14 protein-coding genes are annotated in these 15,291 nt (G+C 71.1%); 6 read left to right on the forward strand and 8 right to left on the reverse strand.

Annotated elements, in window-relative coordinates; genetic code table 11:
• The first annotated feature begins 2 nt into the window (after positions 1-2).
• From glnH to glnQ, 3 genes are all read left to right on the forward strand, one after another.
• Positions 3-758: a glutamine ABC transporter substrate-binding protein GlnH gene (gene glnH / locus HNR28_RS08820; protein ID WP_043687796.1), complete on the forward strand. Its 756-nt coding sequence runs from the start codon at positions 3-5 to the stop codon at positions 756-758.
• A 182-nt stretch (positions 759-940) separates the two neighbouring features.
• Complete coding sequence (locus HNR28_RS08825; RefSeq protein ID WP_043684642.1) at positions 941-1,780, forward strand: ABC transporter permease subunit; 840 nt, start codon at positions 941-943, stop codon at positions 1,778-1,780.
• On the forward strand, positions 1,777-2,505 hold the full coding sequence (glnQ, locus tag HNR28_RS08830; protein ID WP_043684639.1) for a glutamine ABC transporter ATP-binding protein GlnQ: 729 nt from the start codon (positions 1,777-1,779) through the stop codon (positions 2,503-2,505). Before HNR28_RS08825 ends, glnQ begins: the two co-directional genes overlap by 4 nt.
• A 135-nt stretch (positions 2,506-2,640) precedes the next feature.
• On the opposite strand, the gene HNR28_RS08835 is transcribed toward glnQ, so the two are convergent.
• The 3 genes from HNR28_RS08835 to HNR28_RS08845 all read right to left on the reverse strand — a co-directional run bounded on the left by HNR28_RS08835 (position 2,641) and on the right by HNR28_RS08845 (position 5,376).
• Positions 2,641-3,363 (reverse strand): hypothetical protein, encoded by a 723-nt coding sequence (locus tag HNR28_RS08835; RefSeq protein WP_043684635.1) that lies wholly within the window; start codon positions 3,361-3,363, stop codon positions 2,641-2,643.
• Positions 3,364-3,484: 121 nt separating this feature from the next.
• Positions 3,485-4,327 carry a nucleotidyltransferase family protein gene (locus tag HNR28_RS08840; protein ID WP_184142785.1) on the reverse strand — a complete coding sequence of 281 codons (843 nt, stop codon included), beginning with the start codon at positions 4,325-4,327 and terminating at the stop codon, positions 3,485-3,487.
• Positions 4,327-5,376 carry an aminoglycoside phosphotransferase family protein gene (locus HNR28_RS08845; protein ID WP_151025404.1) on the reverse strand — a complete coding sequence of 350 codons (1,050 nt, stop codon included), beginning with the start codon at positions 5,374-5,376 and terminating at the stop codon, positions 4,327-4,329. The genes HNR28_RS08840 and HNR28_RS08845 overlap by 1 nt, the downstream gene beginning before the upstream one ends.
• Positions 5,377-5,537: 161 nt before the next feature.
• On the opposite strand from HNR28_RS08845, the gene HNR28_RS08850 reads away from it, so the two are divergent.
• The 3 genes from HNR28_RS08850 to rsmA all read left to right on the forward strand — a co-directional run bounded on the left by HNR28_RS08850 (position 5,538) and on the right by rsmA (position 10,364).
• Positions 5,538-7,904 (forward strand): LPS-assembly protein LptD, encoded by a 2,367-nt coding sequence (locus tag HNR28_RS08850; protein WP_244978247.1) that lies wholly within the window; start codon positions 5,538-5,540, stop codon positions 7,902-7,904.
• Positions 7,901-9,448, forward strand: a complete 1,548-nt coding sequence (locus HNR28_RS08855) for a peptidylprolyl isomerase (RefSeq protein ID WP_043684625.1) — start codon at positions 7,901-7,903, stop codon at positions 9,446-9,448. Before HNR28_RS08850 ends, HNR28_RS08855 begins: the two co-directional genes overlap by 4 nt.
• 64 nt (positions 9,449-9,512) lie before the next feature.
• Positions 9,513-10,364, forward strand: coding sequence for a 16S rRNA (adenine(1518)-N(6)/adenine(1519)-N(6))-dimethyltransferase RsmA (gene rsmA / locus HNR28_RS08860; RefSeq protein ID WP_043684623.1), 852 nt, complete (start codon positions 9,513-9,515; stop codon positions 10,362-10,364).
• Between the two features lie 82 nt (positions 10,365-10,446).
• Here the strand turns inward: rsmA and gloA are convergent, their stop codons facing one another.
• From gloA to glyS, 5 genes are all read right to left on the reverse strand, one after another.
• Positions 10,447-10,842, reverse strand: coding sequence for a lactoylglutathione lyase (gloA, locus tag HNR28_RS08865; protein ID WP_043684621.1), 396 nt, complete (start codon positions 10,840-10,842; stop codon positions 10,447-10,449).
• Positions 10,843-10,956: 114 nt separating this feature from the next.
• A complete protein-coding gene (locus HNR28_RS08870) occupies positions 10,957-11,880 on the reverse strand; it encodes a M48 family metallopeptidase (RefSeq protein ID WP_184142788.1) in 924 nt (307 codons plus the stop codon).
• Complete coding sequence (locus tag HNR28_RS08875) at positions 11,867-12,598, reverse strand: lysophospholipid acyltransferase family protein (protein ID WP_043684617.1); 732 nt, start codon at positions 12,596-12,598, stop codon at positions 11,867-11,869. Before HNR28_RS08875 ends, HNR28_RS08870 begins: the two co-directional genes overlap by 14 nt.
• Entirely contained in the window at positions 12,595-13,149 is a 555-nt protein-coding gene (gene gmhB, locus HNR28_RS08880; RefSeq protein ID WP_151025254.1) for a D-glycero-beta-D-manno-heptose 1,7-bisphosphate 7-phosphatase, read from the reverse strand. The genes HNR28_RS08875 and gmhB overlap by 4 nt, the downstream gene beginning before the upstream one ends.
• Positions 13,146-15,290 carry a glycine--tRNA ligase subunit beta gene (gene glyS, locus HNR28_RS08885; protein ID WP_151025255.1) on the reverse strand — a complete coding sequence of 715 codons (2,145 nt, stop codon included), beginning with the start codon at positions 15,288-15,290 and terminating at the stop codon, positions 13,146-13,148. The genes gmhB and glyS overlap by 4 nt, the downstream gene beginning before the upstream one ends.
• Position 15,291: the final 1 nt, after the last annotated feature.

The following is a 15,291-nucleotide window of genomic DNA, read 5'->3' on the forward strand; positions in this document are numbered from 1 at the left end:
TGATGTTGTCCAAGACCCTCAAGGCCGCCCTGGCCGGACTGGCCCTGACCCTGGCGCTGCCGATGACCCAGGCCAGCGCCAAGGACCTGATCGTCGCCACCGACACCGCCTTCGTGCCCTTCGAGTTCAAGCAGAACGGCAAGTACACCGGCTTCGACATCCAGCTCTGGGAAGCCATCGCCAAGCAGGCCGGCCTGAAATACCGCCTGCAGCCGATGGATTTCAACGGCATCATCCCGGGCCTGCAGACGCGCAACGTGGACGTGGCCCTGGCCGGGATCACCATCCGCGAGGACCGCGCCAAGGTCATCGACTTCTCCGAGCCCTACTACGAGTCGGGCCTGGCCATCCTGGTCTCCAGCGACAGCCCCATCCAGACCGCCAAGGACCTCGAAGGCAAGACGGTGGCCGTGAAGATCGGCACCGCCACGGTGGACTACATGAAGGCCAACGTGCCCTCGGCCAAGCTCAAGCTCTTCCCGAACATCGACAACGCCTTCCTGGAGCTGGCCACGGGCCGCGTGGACGCCGTGGTGCACGACACGCCCAACGTCCAGTACTACGCCAAGACCGCCGGCAACGGCAAGGTCAAGGTCGTGGGCTCGCTCAAGAGCGGCGACTTCTACGGCATCGCCTTCCCCAAGGGCAGCGAGCTGGTGCCCGTGGTCAACAAGGCCCTGTCCGAGCTGAAATCCAACGGCACCTACGACAAGCTGTACGAAACCTGGTTCGGCCAGAAGGCCAGCGCCGTGAACTGAACGCGGCCGATCGATCCGACGGCGGCGGCCGGATGCATGCGTCCGTCCGCCGCTTTTTCATCGCCGGGCCGCCCCGGCTGAACAGCCTCTCCCGCCGGGCCGCCGGTCCGCCGGGCGCAGCGCCGGTGGCCCGTCTTTCCATGCGTCCGCCCTGCGGACGCCGATCTTCATGGGGATAGACCATGACTTTTGAATGGTCGGCCATCTGGGCCGCCTGGCCCGACCTGATGGCCGGTTCGTGGATGACGATCCAGATCACCCTGCTGGGCCTGGTCGGCGGCACGATCATCGGCGCCCTGTCCGGGGTGGTGGTGACCTACGTGCCGGTGCCCGTGACGCGCCGCACCCTGGCCTGGAGCGTCGTGGTGCTGGCGGCCGCCGTGGCCCTGCTGCGGCTGGCGGCCTGGCTGGATGCCGGCCCCCTGGCCGGCGTGCCCGACGCGGCCTGGTGGGCCCTGCGGCTGGCGGTGCTGGCCCTGCTGGCCTGGCGCTTCCTGTCCTGGATCCCGCTGGTGCTGTCCTTCCTCTCCCAGGTCTACATCCTGGTGATCCGGGGCACGCCGATCGTGGTGCAGGTGATGTTCATCTATTTCGCGCTGCCGCTGCTGGTGAACCTGCGCATCGACGGCTTCACCGCCGCGACCGTGACGCTGATGATCAATTCGGGCGCCTACATCGCCGAGATCGTGCGCGCCGGCCTGCAGTCGGTGCCCAAGGGTCTGTACGAGGCCGGCCAGGCCATGGGCCTGCCGTTCCACAAGATCCTCGCCCGCATCATCGGCCCGGTGGCGCTGCGGCGCATGATCCCGACCATGGGCAACCAGTGCATCATCAGCCTCAAGGACTCGTCCCTGTTCATCGTGATCGGGGTGGCCGAACTGACCCGCCAGGGCCAGGAGATCATCGCCGGCAACTTCCGCGCCGTGGAGATCTGGGGCGCGGTGGCGGTGATCTACCTGATCATGACGGGCTGCATCGCGCTGGCGCTGAAATACATCGAACACAGGACGCGCATCGTATGAGCATCGTCGAATTCAAGAACGTCACCAAGCGCTTCGGCGACAACGTCGTCCTGGACGGCATCGACCTGAGCATCGACGCGGGCGAGGTCGTGGTCGTGGTCGGACCCTCGGGCTCGGGCAAGTCCACGTTCCTGCGCTGCATCAACGTGCTGGAAACCATCCAGGGCGGCGACATCATCGTCAACGGCCACAGCGTCCTGGGCCCGCCGGCGCAGGTGCGCGAACTGCGCCGCGAGGCCGGCATGGTGTTCCAGCAGTTCAACCTGTTCCCCCAGCTGACGGCGCTGGAGAACGTCATGTTCGGCCCCCTCCACGCCCGCGGCACGCCGCGCGACCAGGCCCGCGCGCAGGCGCTGGAGCTGCTGACCAAGGTCGGGCTGGCCGAGCGCGCCGGCCACTACCCGGGGCAGCTGTCCGGCGGCCAGCAGCAGCGCGTGGCGATCGCCCGCGCGCTGGCCATCAAGCCGCTGCTGATGCTGTTCGACGAGCCGACCTCGGCGCTGGACCCGGAATTGCGCCACGAGGTCCTGAAGGTGATGCAGGACGTGGCCGAGGAAGGCATGACCATGATCGTGGTCACCCACGAAATGGAATTCGCCCGCAAGGTCGGCAGCCGGCTGATCTTCATGGACGCGGGCAAGATCGCCGAGGACGGCGATCCCGCGACCCTGCTCAGCCAGCCGCCCAGCCAGCGCCTGAAGGACTTCCTGCAGCACGTGGCCTGACTGACCGCGCAGGGCGGCGGACGGGCCTCGCCCCCGGTTCGCGGCGGTGCCCGGCGGGGCGGCGTTCTTTGGCGGAGCGGTGTTCCGTGGCGGGGCGGCGTTCTTTTCCGGGGCGGGCGCTTCCCCGCCGCGGCGTCAGCGCGCCGCGGTGACGTGGAAGGTGCGCGTGGCGATGATCTTGTCGGATCCTTCCGCCATGACCTGGATGGTGACCTGGCGCGGGCGGAAGGCCTTGTTCGGCAGTTCGGCGCGGCCTTCGACGACGATGTAGCGGCCCATGTCCAGGGGCTGCGTGGCGAGCTCGACGTGGGCGGCGTTGCCGTTGGGGTAGGACCCCTGCGCGATCAGCCTGATCTGGCCGCGCAGGGTGGGGGCCTCGGTCTGGCCCTCGGGCAGGTCCTGGATCAGCAGGATGCGGTAGTCCACCCCGCCGTCGCGCGCGACCATGTCGGCGCCGCGGATGCCCGGCGAGGTGCCGCGCGGATCGGGGGGGATGGCCTGGATCAGGCTGGCGACGCCGGCTTCCATGTCGGCCGCCTGCTTGCGCAGCTGCTCGGCGCGCGCGGCCTGCTCCTGCTGGTCCTGGCGCGCCTGCTTGATCTGCGCGCGGATCTTCTCGGCTTCGGCGGACAGGCGCTGGCTTTCGAGGTTGGCGGTGTTCAGGTCCGTGCGCAGTTGTTCCGATTGCTCGACCGTGAGGCGCTGCGGGCCGTAGCTGCGCTGCAGGAACAGCACGCCCCCGGCACCCAGGATCACGCCGGTGATCAGCAGCAGCAGCCAGCGCGGGATCCCGCGGCTGCGCCGGGTGTAGCCGTAGGGGGTGGGCTTGAAGGTGGGGCGTTTGGGGCCGAGCGACATGACGAAATTCCTGGATTGCTTGAAGCTTGCGTAATGGCTTGCGTGATGCGTCGCGCCGCGTGGCGGCGCGGGTGCGAAACCAATTAGGATAAACGGTTTCGCGGTTTCGCTGGGAATGCGCCTACATCCGGTTGCGATTTTCCGCCCGCGGGCGGGCGCCGGGGCCGGCGGCGTGCCCGCCCAGCGCGGCGTCCAGCGCCGCCAGGCGCGCGGGTGTGCCGACGTCCACCCATCGCCCCGCGTGCCGTTCGCCGTCCACGGCGCGCGCCGCCATGGCCTGGCGCAGCAGCGGCGCGAGCGGCGCGGGCCGGTCCGGGTCGGTGCCGGCGAACAGGGCCGGGCGATACAGGCCGATGCCGGCGAAGGTCAGGACGGGCGCCGCGGCGGCCGGCGTCGGGGGAAGCGGGGCGGCCGCCGCCGGCGTGCGGCCGGGGCCGTCCGGATGATCCCGGCCCGTGTCGGGGCGGAGGTCGAGGCCGGGACCGGCGTCCGGGCGCGGCGCGACGAGGCCGTCGGCCTGCAGCACGAAATCGCCTTCCGGGTGGTGGGCGGGATTGTCCACCAGCACCAGGTGCGCCAGGCGGTCGGCCGGCCACGCGGCCGCGAGCCGCGCCGCCCGCGCGGGATCCCAGTCGCACCAGACGTCGCCGTTCAGGACCAGGAAGGGGCGGCCCTGGAAGAACGGCAGCGCGCGCGCGATGCCGCCCGCCGTTTCCAGGGCGGGGGACTCGGCCGAATAGCGCAGCCGCACGCCGTACGCCCGGCCGTCGCCCAGCGCGGCCTCGATGCGCTCGCCCAGCCAGGCGTGGTTCACCAGGATGTCGGCGATGCCGGCCCGCGCGAGGCGTTCCAGGTGCCAGGCGATCAGGGGGCGGCCGCCCACGGGCAGCAGGGGCTTGGGGCAGGCGTCCGTCAGCGGACGCATGCGCTCGCCGCGCCCCGCGGCCAGGATCATGGCGCGCATCAGAAGGAATACCCGTCGGCCTGCGGCACGCGCTCGGCCTGGTCCAGCAGGCGCAGCAGGGGGCGGAAGACGCCGTAGCGCCCCGCGACCTGGCGCACGTAGGTCCGCACCCGGGGCATGTGGTCCAGGTAGTGGTGCTTGCCGTCGCGGTGCGACAGGCGGGCGAAGACCCCCAGGATGCGCAGGTTGCGCTGCAGCCCCATCCATTCATAGTCGACGTGGAAGCGGGCGAAGTCGTCCGCCACGGGCAGGCCCTCCGCCCGGGCGTATTCCCAGTAGCGGATGGCCCAGTCGAGCTGGCGGGCCTCGTCCCAGGTGGTGCGGGCGTCCATGGCCAGCGAGGCGATGTCGTAGCTGATCGGGCCGTCCAGGGCGTCCTGGAAGTCGATGACGCCGGGCGCGGCGTCCGGCCCGTCCGGGCCGAGCATCAGGTTGGGCGAGTGGTAGTCGCGGTGCACGAGGACGCGCGGCTGCGCCGCCGCCCGCTGCGCCAGCAGGCCGAAGATGTCCGCCAGCGCGGTCTGGGCGGCGGCATCGGGCGCGTGGCCCAGATGGGTGCGCAGGTACCACTGCGGAAAGACGGCCAGCTCTTCGAGCAGGCGCGCCTCGTCGTAGGGCGGCAGGCCGCCGGCCGGGCAGCGCTGCAGCGCGACCAGGGCGCGCAGGGCGCCGCGGTAGTGCCGCTGCAGGGCGGCCTCGTCCTGGTCCAGGCCGTCGCGCAGCGCGTCGAGGAACGTGTGCCGCCCCAGGTCGGAGAGCAGCAGGAAGCCCTGGTCGAGATCCTGCGCCAGGACCTCGGGGACGCGCAGCCCGCCCGCGGCCAGCAGGGCGGCGATGCGCACGAAGGGGGCGCAGTCCTCGTGAGGCGGCGGGGCGTCCATGGCGATCAGGGTGCCGCCCGCGGCCTGCAGGCGGAAATAGCGGCGGAAGCTGGCGTCGCCGGAGACGGGGGCGAGGCTGTCCAGAACCAGGCCCAGGCGATCGGCGTGCCGGCCCAGCCAGTGGCGCAGGGCGTCCAGGCGGGGGTCCTGAGTGGGGGTAGGGATCATGCGCGGGATTCGGGGAAAATTCGGAAAAAGGGATGGGCGCGGATCGGCCGGCCGGGAGGCCGGGACACGATGCGGTCCGGCTTCTCTATAATACTGGGTCGCTGGTCGTCGCGGGTGGGCCGATCGGCCGTCGTCTTTCAACCATTTCGGGGAACCGGGTCTTGGCGCATTGGATCGGTCGCATCATCTTCCTGGGCCTGTGCCTGCCGGCGCCGGTCCTCGCGGCGCAGCCCTCGCCGGATGCGGACGGTATGCGGATGGTCGGCAGCCTGCGGCTGCATCCGGGCCTGAAGGACGACGCCCTGCCGTCGTTCCTGATCGGCGACGACATCAGCCGCGACGCCGAAGGGCGGGTGGTCCTGCGCGGCAACGCCCAGGTCCGCCGGCTGGATTCCGTGATCAAGGGCGACCGCATCGAATACCTGCAGTCCACCGGCGAGGCCGACGTCCGCGGCAACGGCCTGATGATGCGCGACGGCAACGTCGTGCGCGGGCCGCACCTGCGCTACAACGTCGATACCGAAAAGGGCCTGATCGAGCAGCCGCGCTTCTGGCTGGGCGGCACGGCCGGCGCCGGCACGGCCGACCAGGCGGAAATCCTCAGCCGCCAGCACATGCGCCTGAAGAACGTGCGCTACAGCGGCTGGACGGGGCCCGATCCGGCCTGGACCATCGATTCCAGCCGCGTCGATCTGTATCTGGACGAAAATGAGGGCGCGGCGCGCAACGGCGTGCTGTACTTCAAGGGCGCGCCGATCCTGTATTCGCCCTACCTGACGTTCCCGCTGGGCAAGGACCGCAAGTCCGGCTTCCTGCTGCCGACCTACGGCACGTCCAGCAACGGTGGGATCGAGATCACCGTCCCGTACTACCTGAACCTGGCGCCCGACTACGACGCCACGCTGTATCCCCGCTACCTCAGCAAGCGCGGCCTGCTGCTGGGCACGGAATTCCGCCACCTGAGCGCCAATTCCCATTCCGAACTGTTCGGCACCTACATCATGCGCGACCGCGAGACGGGCGACAAGCGCTGGATGTATTCGGTACAGCACACGCAGGCGCTGGGCAATGGCTTCAGCGCCTACCTGGATGCGCGCAAGGTCTCCGACGACAATTATTTCCGCGATTTCTCGTCCTTCGGGCTGACGGACGCGGCCATCACCTACATGCCCAGCCAGGCGCTGCTGTCCTGGACGGACCACCGCTACCTGTCGGGCTCCCTGCAGTTCTACCGCTACCAGACCCTGCAGGACAGCACGGGTTCCTTCCTGGCGCCGCCCTACGACATCCTGCCCCAGCTCAACTTCACCGCGCAGCGCTACGGCTGGCACGGCCTGGACGTGGTCTCCACCAACACGGCTTCGCGCTTCGTCGCGCCGATCTACCGCGGCGACGCCTTCCCGGAGCAGGCCGGCCGGCGCCTGATGCCCAACGGCACGCGCCTGACGTCCTACACCTCGATCTCGCGGCCCTTCGTGCTGCCCGGCGCCTACCTGACGCCGAAGGTCGGCCTGCACATGAGCCAGTACGAGACCGAATGGTTCTCCGGCACGCCGGGCATGGAACGGTTCGCCGGCCGCCCCGCCAGCCAGTCGCGGGTGCTGCCGATCGCCTCGGTGGACACCGGCCTGACGCTGGAGCGTGACGCCTCGCTGTTCGGCAACGCGGCCATCCAGACCCTGGAGCCGCGGCTGTACTACCTGTACGTGCCGTACCGCGATCAGTCCGACCTGCCGGTGTTCGACACGGCGCTGGCCACCTTCAACTACCAGCAGGCCTTCGACGAGAACATCTTCAGCGGCGGCTGGGACCGCATCGCCAACGCCAACCAGCTCACCTTCGGCCTGACCAGCCGCTGGCTGGACGCCGACACCGGCTTCGAGCGCCTGTCCCTGTCGCTCGCCCAGCGCTTCTATTTCGACAACCAGCGGGTGACGCTGTCCAGCGAGGCGCCCCGCATCGACACCGAATCGGACTATCTGGTCGGGGCCAGGGCGGCGCTGACCGACAAGTTCTCGGTGTATTTCGACGGCCAGTTCGACCACGAGACGCAGAAGCGCAACCGGCTCAGCGGCGGCGTGCGCTGGACGCCCAAGCGCCTGGCGACGGTGTCCCTGTCCTACCGCTACGAGCGCGACGTCAACAGCTATGCCGACCCCTATGGCGTGCTGCCCTCGGATGCCGTCCCGGCCACCCGCGAGCAGGTCAGCCTCAGCTCCCAGTGGCCGCTGTCCATGCGCTGGTACGGGGTGGGCCGTTATGATTATTCCCTGGCCGAAAAACGCAACACGCAGTCCATCGTCGGCCTGGAATACCGCGGCGACGGCGGCTGGGCCGCGCGCGTGGTGATGCAGCGCTACGCGGTGTCGGCCCAGAAGACCAACACGGCGCTGTTCCTGCAGCTCGAGCTCACCGGGCTGGGCTCGCTGGGCACCGATCCCATGTCCCTGCTGACCGATCGGGTCATCGGCTACCAGCCCGTCACTCCCCCCACGCCTGAAAAAACCGTTTTCGAGAGGTACGAATGATGTCTGGCTTGCGTCATCCCGCCTGCGCCCTGTCGCTGGCCATCGTGCTGGGCGCCGGGGCATCGGCCCCCGCCCTGGCGGCCGGCAAGCCGGCGCCCCGTCCGGCCGCGCCGGCCGCGTCCGAGCAGTTCGTGGACGGCATCGCCGCCGTCGTCGACAAGGAAGTCATCACCCTGGCCCAGGTGGACGCCAAGGCGGTCCAGGTGCGCCGCCAGATGGAGCAGCAGCGCATCCCGGTGCCCGAGGCGCCCGTGCTGCGGCGCCAGGTGCTGCAGCAGATGATCAACGCGACCCTCCAGGATCACGAGGCCAGGCGCGTCGGCATCCGGGTGTCCGACGCCCAGGTCGATCAGGCGGTGCAGACCATCGCCCAGCGCAACCGCATCACGGTCGACCAGTTGCGGCGCGAGATCGCCGCCAGCGGCATGAGCTGGGACGACTACCGCACCGATCTGCGCTCCCAGATCCAGGACGACATCCTGCGCCAGCGCTTCGTCGAGGACCGCATTGCCATCAGCGACAGCGACATCGACGCCTTCCTGTCCATGAACGCCGGCAAGCCGCTGGCCGCCCCGCCCGCGGCGGAGCCCGCGCCCGCGCCCGCGGAGCCCGAACCGGCGCCGGTCCCGACCGGCCCGGAACTGGTCGAACTGGCGCAGATCCTGATCGAAGTGCCCGATTACGCCAGCGAGAGCATCGTCCAGGAAAAGCGCAAGCAGGCCGAGGACCTCCTGCGCAAGCTGCGCAGCGGCGCCGACTTCGCCGGCGTCGCCGCCGCCTCGTCGAACGGCCCGCAGGCCCTGGAAGGCGGCAACATGGGCATCCGGCCCCTGCACGACTGGCCCGACCTGTTCGCCCGGGCCATTGCGAACACGCCGCCCGGCGGCCTGAGCGGGATCGTGCAGAGCGGCCGAGGCTTCCACATCCTGAAGGTCCTGCGCCGCGGCTATGCCCAGCGCCCGGCGCCCAAGGCCGCCAGGTCCGCTGCCGCCGCCCAGGCCCAGGCCCAAGCAGCCCAGGCCCAGGCCCGCGCCCAGGCGCAGGCCGCCGCGTCCCGCTCGCCGGCGCCCTCGGGCCCCATGATGGTGACGCAGACCCATGCCCGCCACATCCTGATCAAGACTTCCAAGGTGGTGGACGACGCCAAGGCCCGCGCCACCCTCGAAAGCCTGCGCAACCGCATCGCGCACGGCGAATCCTTCGCCGAACTGGCCCGGCGCTATTCCGAGGACGCCTCCGCGCCGCAGGGCGGCGACCTGGGTTGGCTCAATCCCGGCGAGACCGTGCCCGCTTTCGAGCAGGCCATGAACGCGCTGCAGGACGGCCAGGTCAGCGAGCCGGTCAAGTCGCCGTTCGGCTGGCACCTGATCCAGGTCGAGGGCCGCCAGACCAAGAACATGGAACAGGAATTCCGCCGCATGCAGGCGCGCCGCGAGCTGATGGAACGCCGCGTCGGGCCGGCCTACGAGGATTGGCTCGACCAGCTGCGCAGCCAGGCCTACATCGACAACCGCCTGGAAAAGGCCGCGGCCGGCGGCCGCTGAGATGGCACACCGGAAAACGCCGGGCCGCCCCAGGTTTTCTGATGCCCCCCGGGGGGATGGCGGGGTGCAGCCCCGTCCAGGGGGCGCGCATTCGGCCCGCAAACGCTTCGGCCAGCACTTCCTGGCCGACGAAGCGGTGGTGGACGCCATCGTGCGCGCCATCGATCCGCAGCCCGGCGACGCCATGGTCGAGATCGGCCCGGGCCTGTCGGCATTGACGGCGCCGCTGCTGGACCGGCTGGAGCGGCTGACCGTGGTCGAACTGGACCGCGACCTGGCTCGGCGGCTGCGCGGCCGCTGGGGCGAGGACCGCCTGCGGGTGGTCGAGGCCGACGCCCTGACCGTGGATTTCGGCGAGCTGGCGCGCGCGCCCGCGCCGGGACCGGGCCCGGCCGCGGCGGATGCCGCCCGGCTGCGCGTGGTGGGCAACCTGCCCTACAACATCTCCAGTCCGCTGCTCTTTCACCTGCTGCGCTGGGCGGACCAGATCCGCGACCAGCATTTCATGCTGCAGCGCGAAGTCATCGACCGCATGGTGGCCCGTGCCGGCGACAGCCAGTACGGACGCCTGTCCGTCATGCTCCAGGCGCGCTACCGGATGACGCACCTGTTCGACGTGCCGCCCGAGGCCTTCGATCCGCCGCCCCGGGTGATGTCGGCCGTGGTGCGCATGCGCCCGCTGGCGCCCGAGGCGCTGCGCCAGCCGCGCGACGCGCGGGTGTTCGAGCGGCTGGTGGCGCGGGTGTTCGAGCAGCGCCGCAAGATGATCCGGGGCAGCCTGGGCGCCTGGGCCGAATGGCTGGACTGGGACGCCCTGGGGGTGGCGCCAACCGCGCGGCCCCAGGAACTGACCGTGGCGCAGTTCATGGACATGGCCGACGCCCTGGCCGCCGCCGGCGTGACGCCCACCGCCTGAAGGTCCCTTTTTGCCGCCGGGCCGTCCCAAGGGGCAGCACGCAGCCGCATGCTGCGCAGCGTGGGGGCTCCCTTACTTAGTCTTAGTCTTCGCGGCCCGCCCGCTGGATCAGCTCGATCCGGTAGCCGTCGGGGTCCTCGACGAAGGCGATCACGGTGGTGCCGTGCTTCATCGGGCCGGCCTCGCGCACGACCAGGCCGCCGCGCGACTTGATGGTGGCACAGGTGTCGTAGGCGTCCTCGACCTCGATGGCGATGTGGCCGTAGCCGGTGCCGAGCTCGTAGTGGTCGGTGTCCCAGTTGTGGGTGAGCTCGATGACGGCGCCGTCGGCCTCGTCCTGGTAGCCGACGAAGGCCAGGGTGAAGCGGCCTTCCGGATAGTCCTTGCGGCGCAGCAGCCGCATGCCCAGGGTCTCCGTGTAGAACATCAGGGAACGGTCCAGGTTGCCGACGCGCAGCATGGTGTGCAGCAGGCGCATGATGAGATTCTCCGGTGGTGCGATTCACTCCATCATACGCATTTTTCATCGCGGGGATCGTCCGCGCGTGCCAGGATCGTCAGCACGTGTCGGGATCGTCCACGCGTGCCGGGATCAGATCAGCGGCAGGGTGTCGGGAGGCTGGCGGCGCAGCGTGTCGCGCGCCGCCCGGAAATCCGGGCACAGGCGCTCGACCTCGCGCCAGAAGGCCGGCCCGTGGTTCATTTCCTTCAGGTGGGCGATTTCGTGGGCCACCACGTACTCGATCAGGGCCGGGGCGAAATGGATCAGGCGCCAGTTCAGGCGGATGCGCCTCTGGCTGGTGCACGAGCCCCAGCGGCCCTGGGCGGACGAAAGCCCCCAGCCGGCGATGGATTGCCCCGCGCGGTCCAGGCAGCGCCGCAGGCGCGCGTCGAAATCGATCCGCGCACGCGCCTGCAGCCAGGCCTGGGCGCGTTCCTGGATGCGGCCGGCGTCGGCCGCGTCGGGCAGGGGCAGATACAGGCGGTCGCCCTCGGCCGGGGCGTCCGGGTCGCCTTCGTAGCGGGCCGGACGGGCGCCGTCCAGCCGCAGCTCGATGGCGACGCCCAGGTAGGGGATGCGGCCGCCCGGCCGCCATTGGCCGGCCTGCAGGGCGAGCTGCTCCAGCCGCCGGTCGCGGTCATCGAGCTTGTCGCGGATCCAGGCCGCCTTGTGGCGGATGGCATCCTCGATCTGCGCGCGCGTGGCCCAGGCAGGGGCCTGGATCGCCAGGCCGGCGTCGCGCACGTGCAGGCCGATGGTCTTGCGGCGCGCCCGGCGCAGCGCGTAGCCCAGCGTCCAGCCGTCCAGTTGCAGGGTCAGCCAGCGGGCGCCCGGGGGCAGGGCGGGCGGCGGCGGCTCCGGCGCGGCGGGCGGGCGCAGGCCGGGGAGGACGGGGATGGCGGACGGCGGGATGGACGGACGGGGCGTCCGGCCGCCGGGCGCGGCCGCGGGAGCGCCGGCCGGCCCGTCGCCGGCGCCGAACAGGTCGAGCTGGCGGCTGTCAGCGGCCCGCATAGCGCTCGGGATTGAGACGCCGCATCTCGGCCTCGATCCATTCGCGCACGGCGTTGTTCAGGGAAGCCGGCGAATGTCCGGCCGGATCGATGGCCGGGCCGAAGGACACGGTCACCAGCCCCGGGGTCTTCAGGAAGGCGTTGCGCGGCCAGCATTCCCCGGCGTTGTGGGCGACCGGGATCACCGGCACCCCGGTGCGGCAGGCCAGCAGCGCGCCGCCTTGCTTGTAGCGGCCGGTCTGGCCGGGCGCCACGCGGGTGCCTTCGGGGAACAGCACCGGCCAGCGGCCTTCCTGGAGGCGCCGGGTGCCGATCTTCACCACCTGGTCGAAGGATTCCTTGCCCTTGGTGCGATCGATGGGAATCATGCTGAGCAGCGCCAGGCTCCAGCCGAAGAAGGGCACGTGGTGCAGTTCCTTCTTGTAGACGAAGACCACGTCGCGCGGCAGCTTGACCGCGAAATACAGGGTCTCCCAGGCGGACTGGTGCTTGGACAGGATGATGGCCGGACCCTTGGCGGGCAGGTGTTCCCAGCCCTGCGCCTGGTAGCGCATGCCGAGGATCCAGCGCGCGCCCCACAGCGCCATGCGCGGCCAGCCCAGGGTCAGGCGGTAGCGCCAGGACAGCGGCAGGGGCGCCCACAGCACGCAGCACAGGGCGTAGGGGATCACCGTCACGACCAGGAAGGCCATGTAGAGCGCGGAGCGCAGGTAGGTCATGGCGCGGCCTTCAATAAAGTATCCGCCACGGCGGCCAGGTCGTCGCGGACCTGGGTGCCGGCGGGGAGTTCGCCGCTGGTGCCGGAGGTCTCCCAGGTCTTGCGGCCCTTGCCGGTCAGGACCAGCCAGGGGGCGCAGCGCGCGGCGGCCGCGGCGCGCAGGTCGCGCAGGCTGTCGCCCACCAGCGGGACGCCGTCCAGGCGCACGTCCAGGCGCTGGGCGATGTCGTGCAGCATGCCGGGCAGGGGCTTGCGGCAGGCGCAGCCGTCTTCCGGGCCGTGCGGACAGCAGAAGATGGCGTCGATGCGTCCGCCCGCTTCGGCCACCACCTGGCGCATGCGGGCGTGGATCGCGCCCAGGGTCTCCATGGTGAACAGGCCGCGGGCGATGCCGGACTGGTTGGTGGCCACCACCACGCGCCAGCCGGCCTGGCTGAAGCGGCCGATGGCTTCCGGGCTGCCGGGGATCGGCAGCCATTCTTCCGGCGACTTGATGTACGCGTCGCTGTCATGGTTGATGACCCCGTCGCGGTCCAGGATGATGAGCTTCACCGGGCGAGCCTCGACAGGTCGGCCACCTGGTTCATCAGCCCGTGCAGCGAGCGCAGCAGGGCCAGGCGGTTGGCCCGCACGCGCGGGTCCTCGGCCATGACCATGACGTCGGTGAAGAACGCGTCCACGGCGGCGCGCGCCTGGGCCAGGGTGGCCAGGCTGGCGGCGAAGTCGCCCGCCCGCAGCTGGGCCGTGGCCTGGGGCTCCAGGCGGGCGATCGTGTCGGCCAGCTGGCGCTCGGCCGGTTCGGCCAGCAGCGCCGGATCGAAGCCGGGCTGCGTGTCGTCGGCCTTCTTCAGCAGATTGCTGACGCGCTTGTTGGCGGCGGCCAGGGATTCGGCCTCGGGCAGCGTGGCGAACCGTTCGCAGGCCTGGACGCGTGCCGCGACCTGGTGCAGCGGCGGGCGCAGGGCCAGCACCGCGTCGATGGCCGAGCGGTCGCAGGCGGCCGCCAGCTGGTTGCGGTAGCGCTCGTAGACGAAGTCCAGCACGGCCTCGGCCGTGCCCTCGGCGAGCTGCCCGGGGGCGAAGCCGGCCGCCGCCTGTTCCAGCAGGGCGGCGAGCCGCGCGGGGCTGTCCTGGCTGGCCTGCAGGCGGCCGCCGGCGGTGAGCTGCTCGTAGGCGCTGATCAGGCCCAGGGCTGCGCGGCGCAGGCCGTAGGGGTCGCGCTCGCCGGTGGGCGCCAGGCCGATGCCCCAGATGCCGACCAGGGTCTCGGCGCGTTCCGCCATGAACAGGACGGCGGCGGTGAGCGTGTCGTCGGTGACGGGCTCGTCCAGGCGGATGCGGTACTGGTCGCGCAGGGCGCGCACCACGTCGGCGGACTCGCCGTCGTGCGCCGCGTAGTAGGCCCCCATGATGCCTTGCAGCTCGGGGAATTCGCCCACCATCTGGGTGCCGAGGTCGGCGTGGGCCAGCAGGGCCGCGCGGTCGGCCGATTCCGCCCGCCCGCCCAGCAGCGGCGCCAGCCAGCGGGCCAGGGCCCGCACGCGCTCGGTGCGCTGCAGCTGGCTGCCGAGCTTGTTGTGGTAGACGCTGTCGGCCAGGCCGGCCACGCGCTCGGCCAGCGGGGTCTTCAGGTCGGTCTGGTAGAAGAACTGCGCGTCGGCCAGGCGCGGGCGCACCACGCGCTGGTTGCCCTGGATGATGTGGGCCGGATCGGCGGGCCGCATGTTGCTGACGATGAGGAAGCGGTGGGTCAGCGCGCCCGTGGCCGGATCGAACAGGGGGAAGTATTTCTGGTTCAGCCGCATCGTCAGGATCAGGCATTCCGGCGGCACGGCCAGGAAGGCTTCCTCGAAGGCGCCGACGTAGACCGTCGGGTATTCGACCAGGGCGGTGACTTCGTCGAGCAGGGCTTCGACCTCGGCGCCCTGGCCGATGGTCGCGCCCACCGCGGCGGAGGACTCGGCCAGCTGGCGGGCGATGAGCGCGCGCCGCTCGGCGAAGGACGGCACCACGCGGCCGTCGGCCGCCAGGCGATCGGCCCAGGCCTCGGCCGATTCGATGGTCAGCGGGCCGCTTTCCAGGAAGCGGTGGCCCAGGGTGGTCCGATCGGCTTCCAGGCCCAGCGTGCGCACGGGCACGATGTCCGCGCCCCACAGGGCCAGCAGGCGCTGGGCCGGGCGTACGAATTTCACGCTGGTGCGGCCGTCGGCCAGCTGGTATTGCATGACCTTGGGGATGGGCAGGTGGGTCACGGCGTGATCCAGGGCCTGCTGCAGGCCGTCGGCCAGCCGCGCGCCGGGGGCGGTGCCTTCGGCGTAGAGCACGTCCTGCTTGCCGTCGTGCCTGCGGACGAGGCCGTCCGCGCCCAGGTGCCCCAGGCCCTTGGCCTGGAGCTTTTTCAGCAGCGCGGGCGTGGGCGCGCCGGCGGCGTCCAGGCCGATGGCCGCGGGCATGAGTTTTTCGGCGTAGGCCTGGTCGGGCGCCTGGTCCAGGACGGCGTCCAGCCGCACGGCCAGGCGCCGGGGCGTGGCGTAGGCGGTGCAGGCGCGGGGCTCGGCCAGCAGGCCGAGCCCATCGAGCGTCTTGCGGATGCCTTCGGCGAAGGCCCGGCCCAGGGCGTCCAGCGCCTTGGGCGGGAGTTCTTCCGTGACCAGCTCGACGAGCAGCGCGCGCGCGTTCGGATTCGTGCTCATG

The organism is Castellaniella defragrans (assembly GCF_014203015.1).
GTDB classification, from domain to species: domain Bacteria; phylum Pseudomonadota; class Gammaproteobacteria; order Burkholderiales; family Burkholderiaceae_B; genus Castellaniella; species Castellaniella defragrans.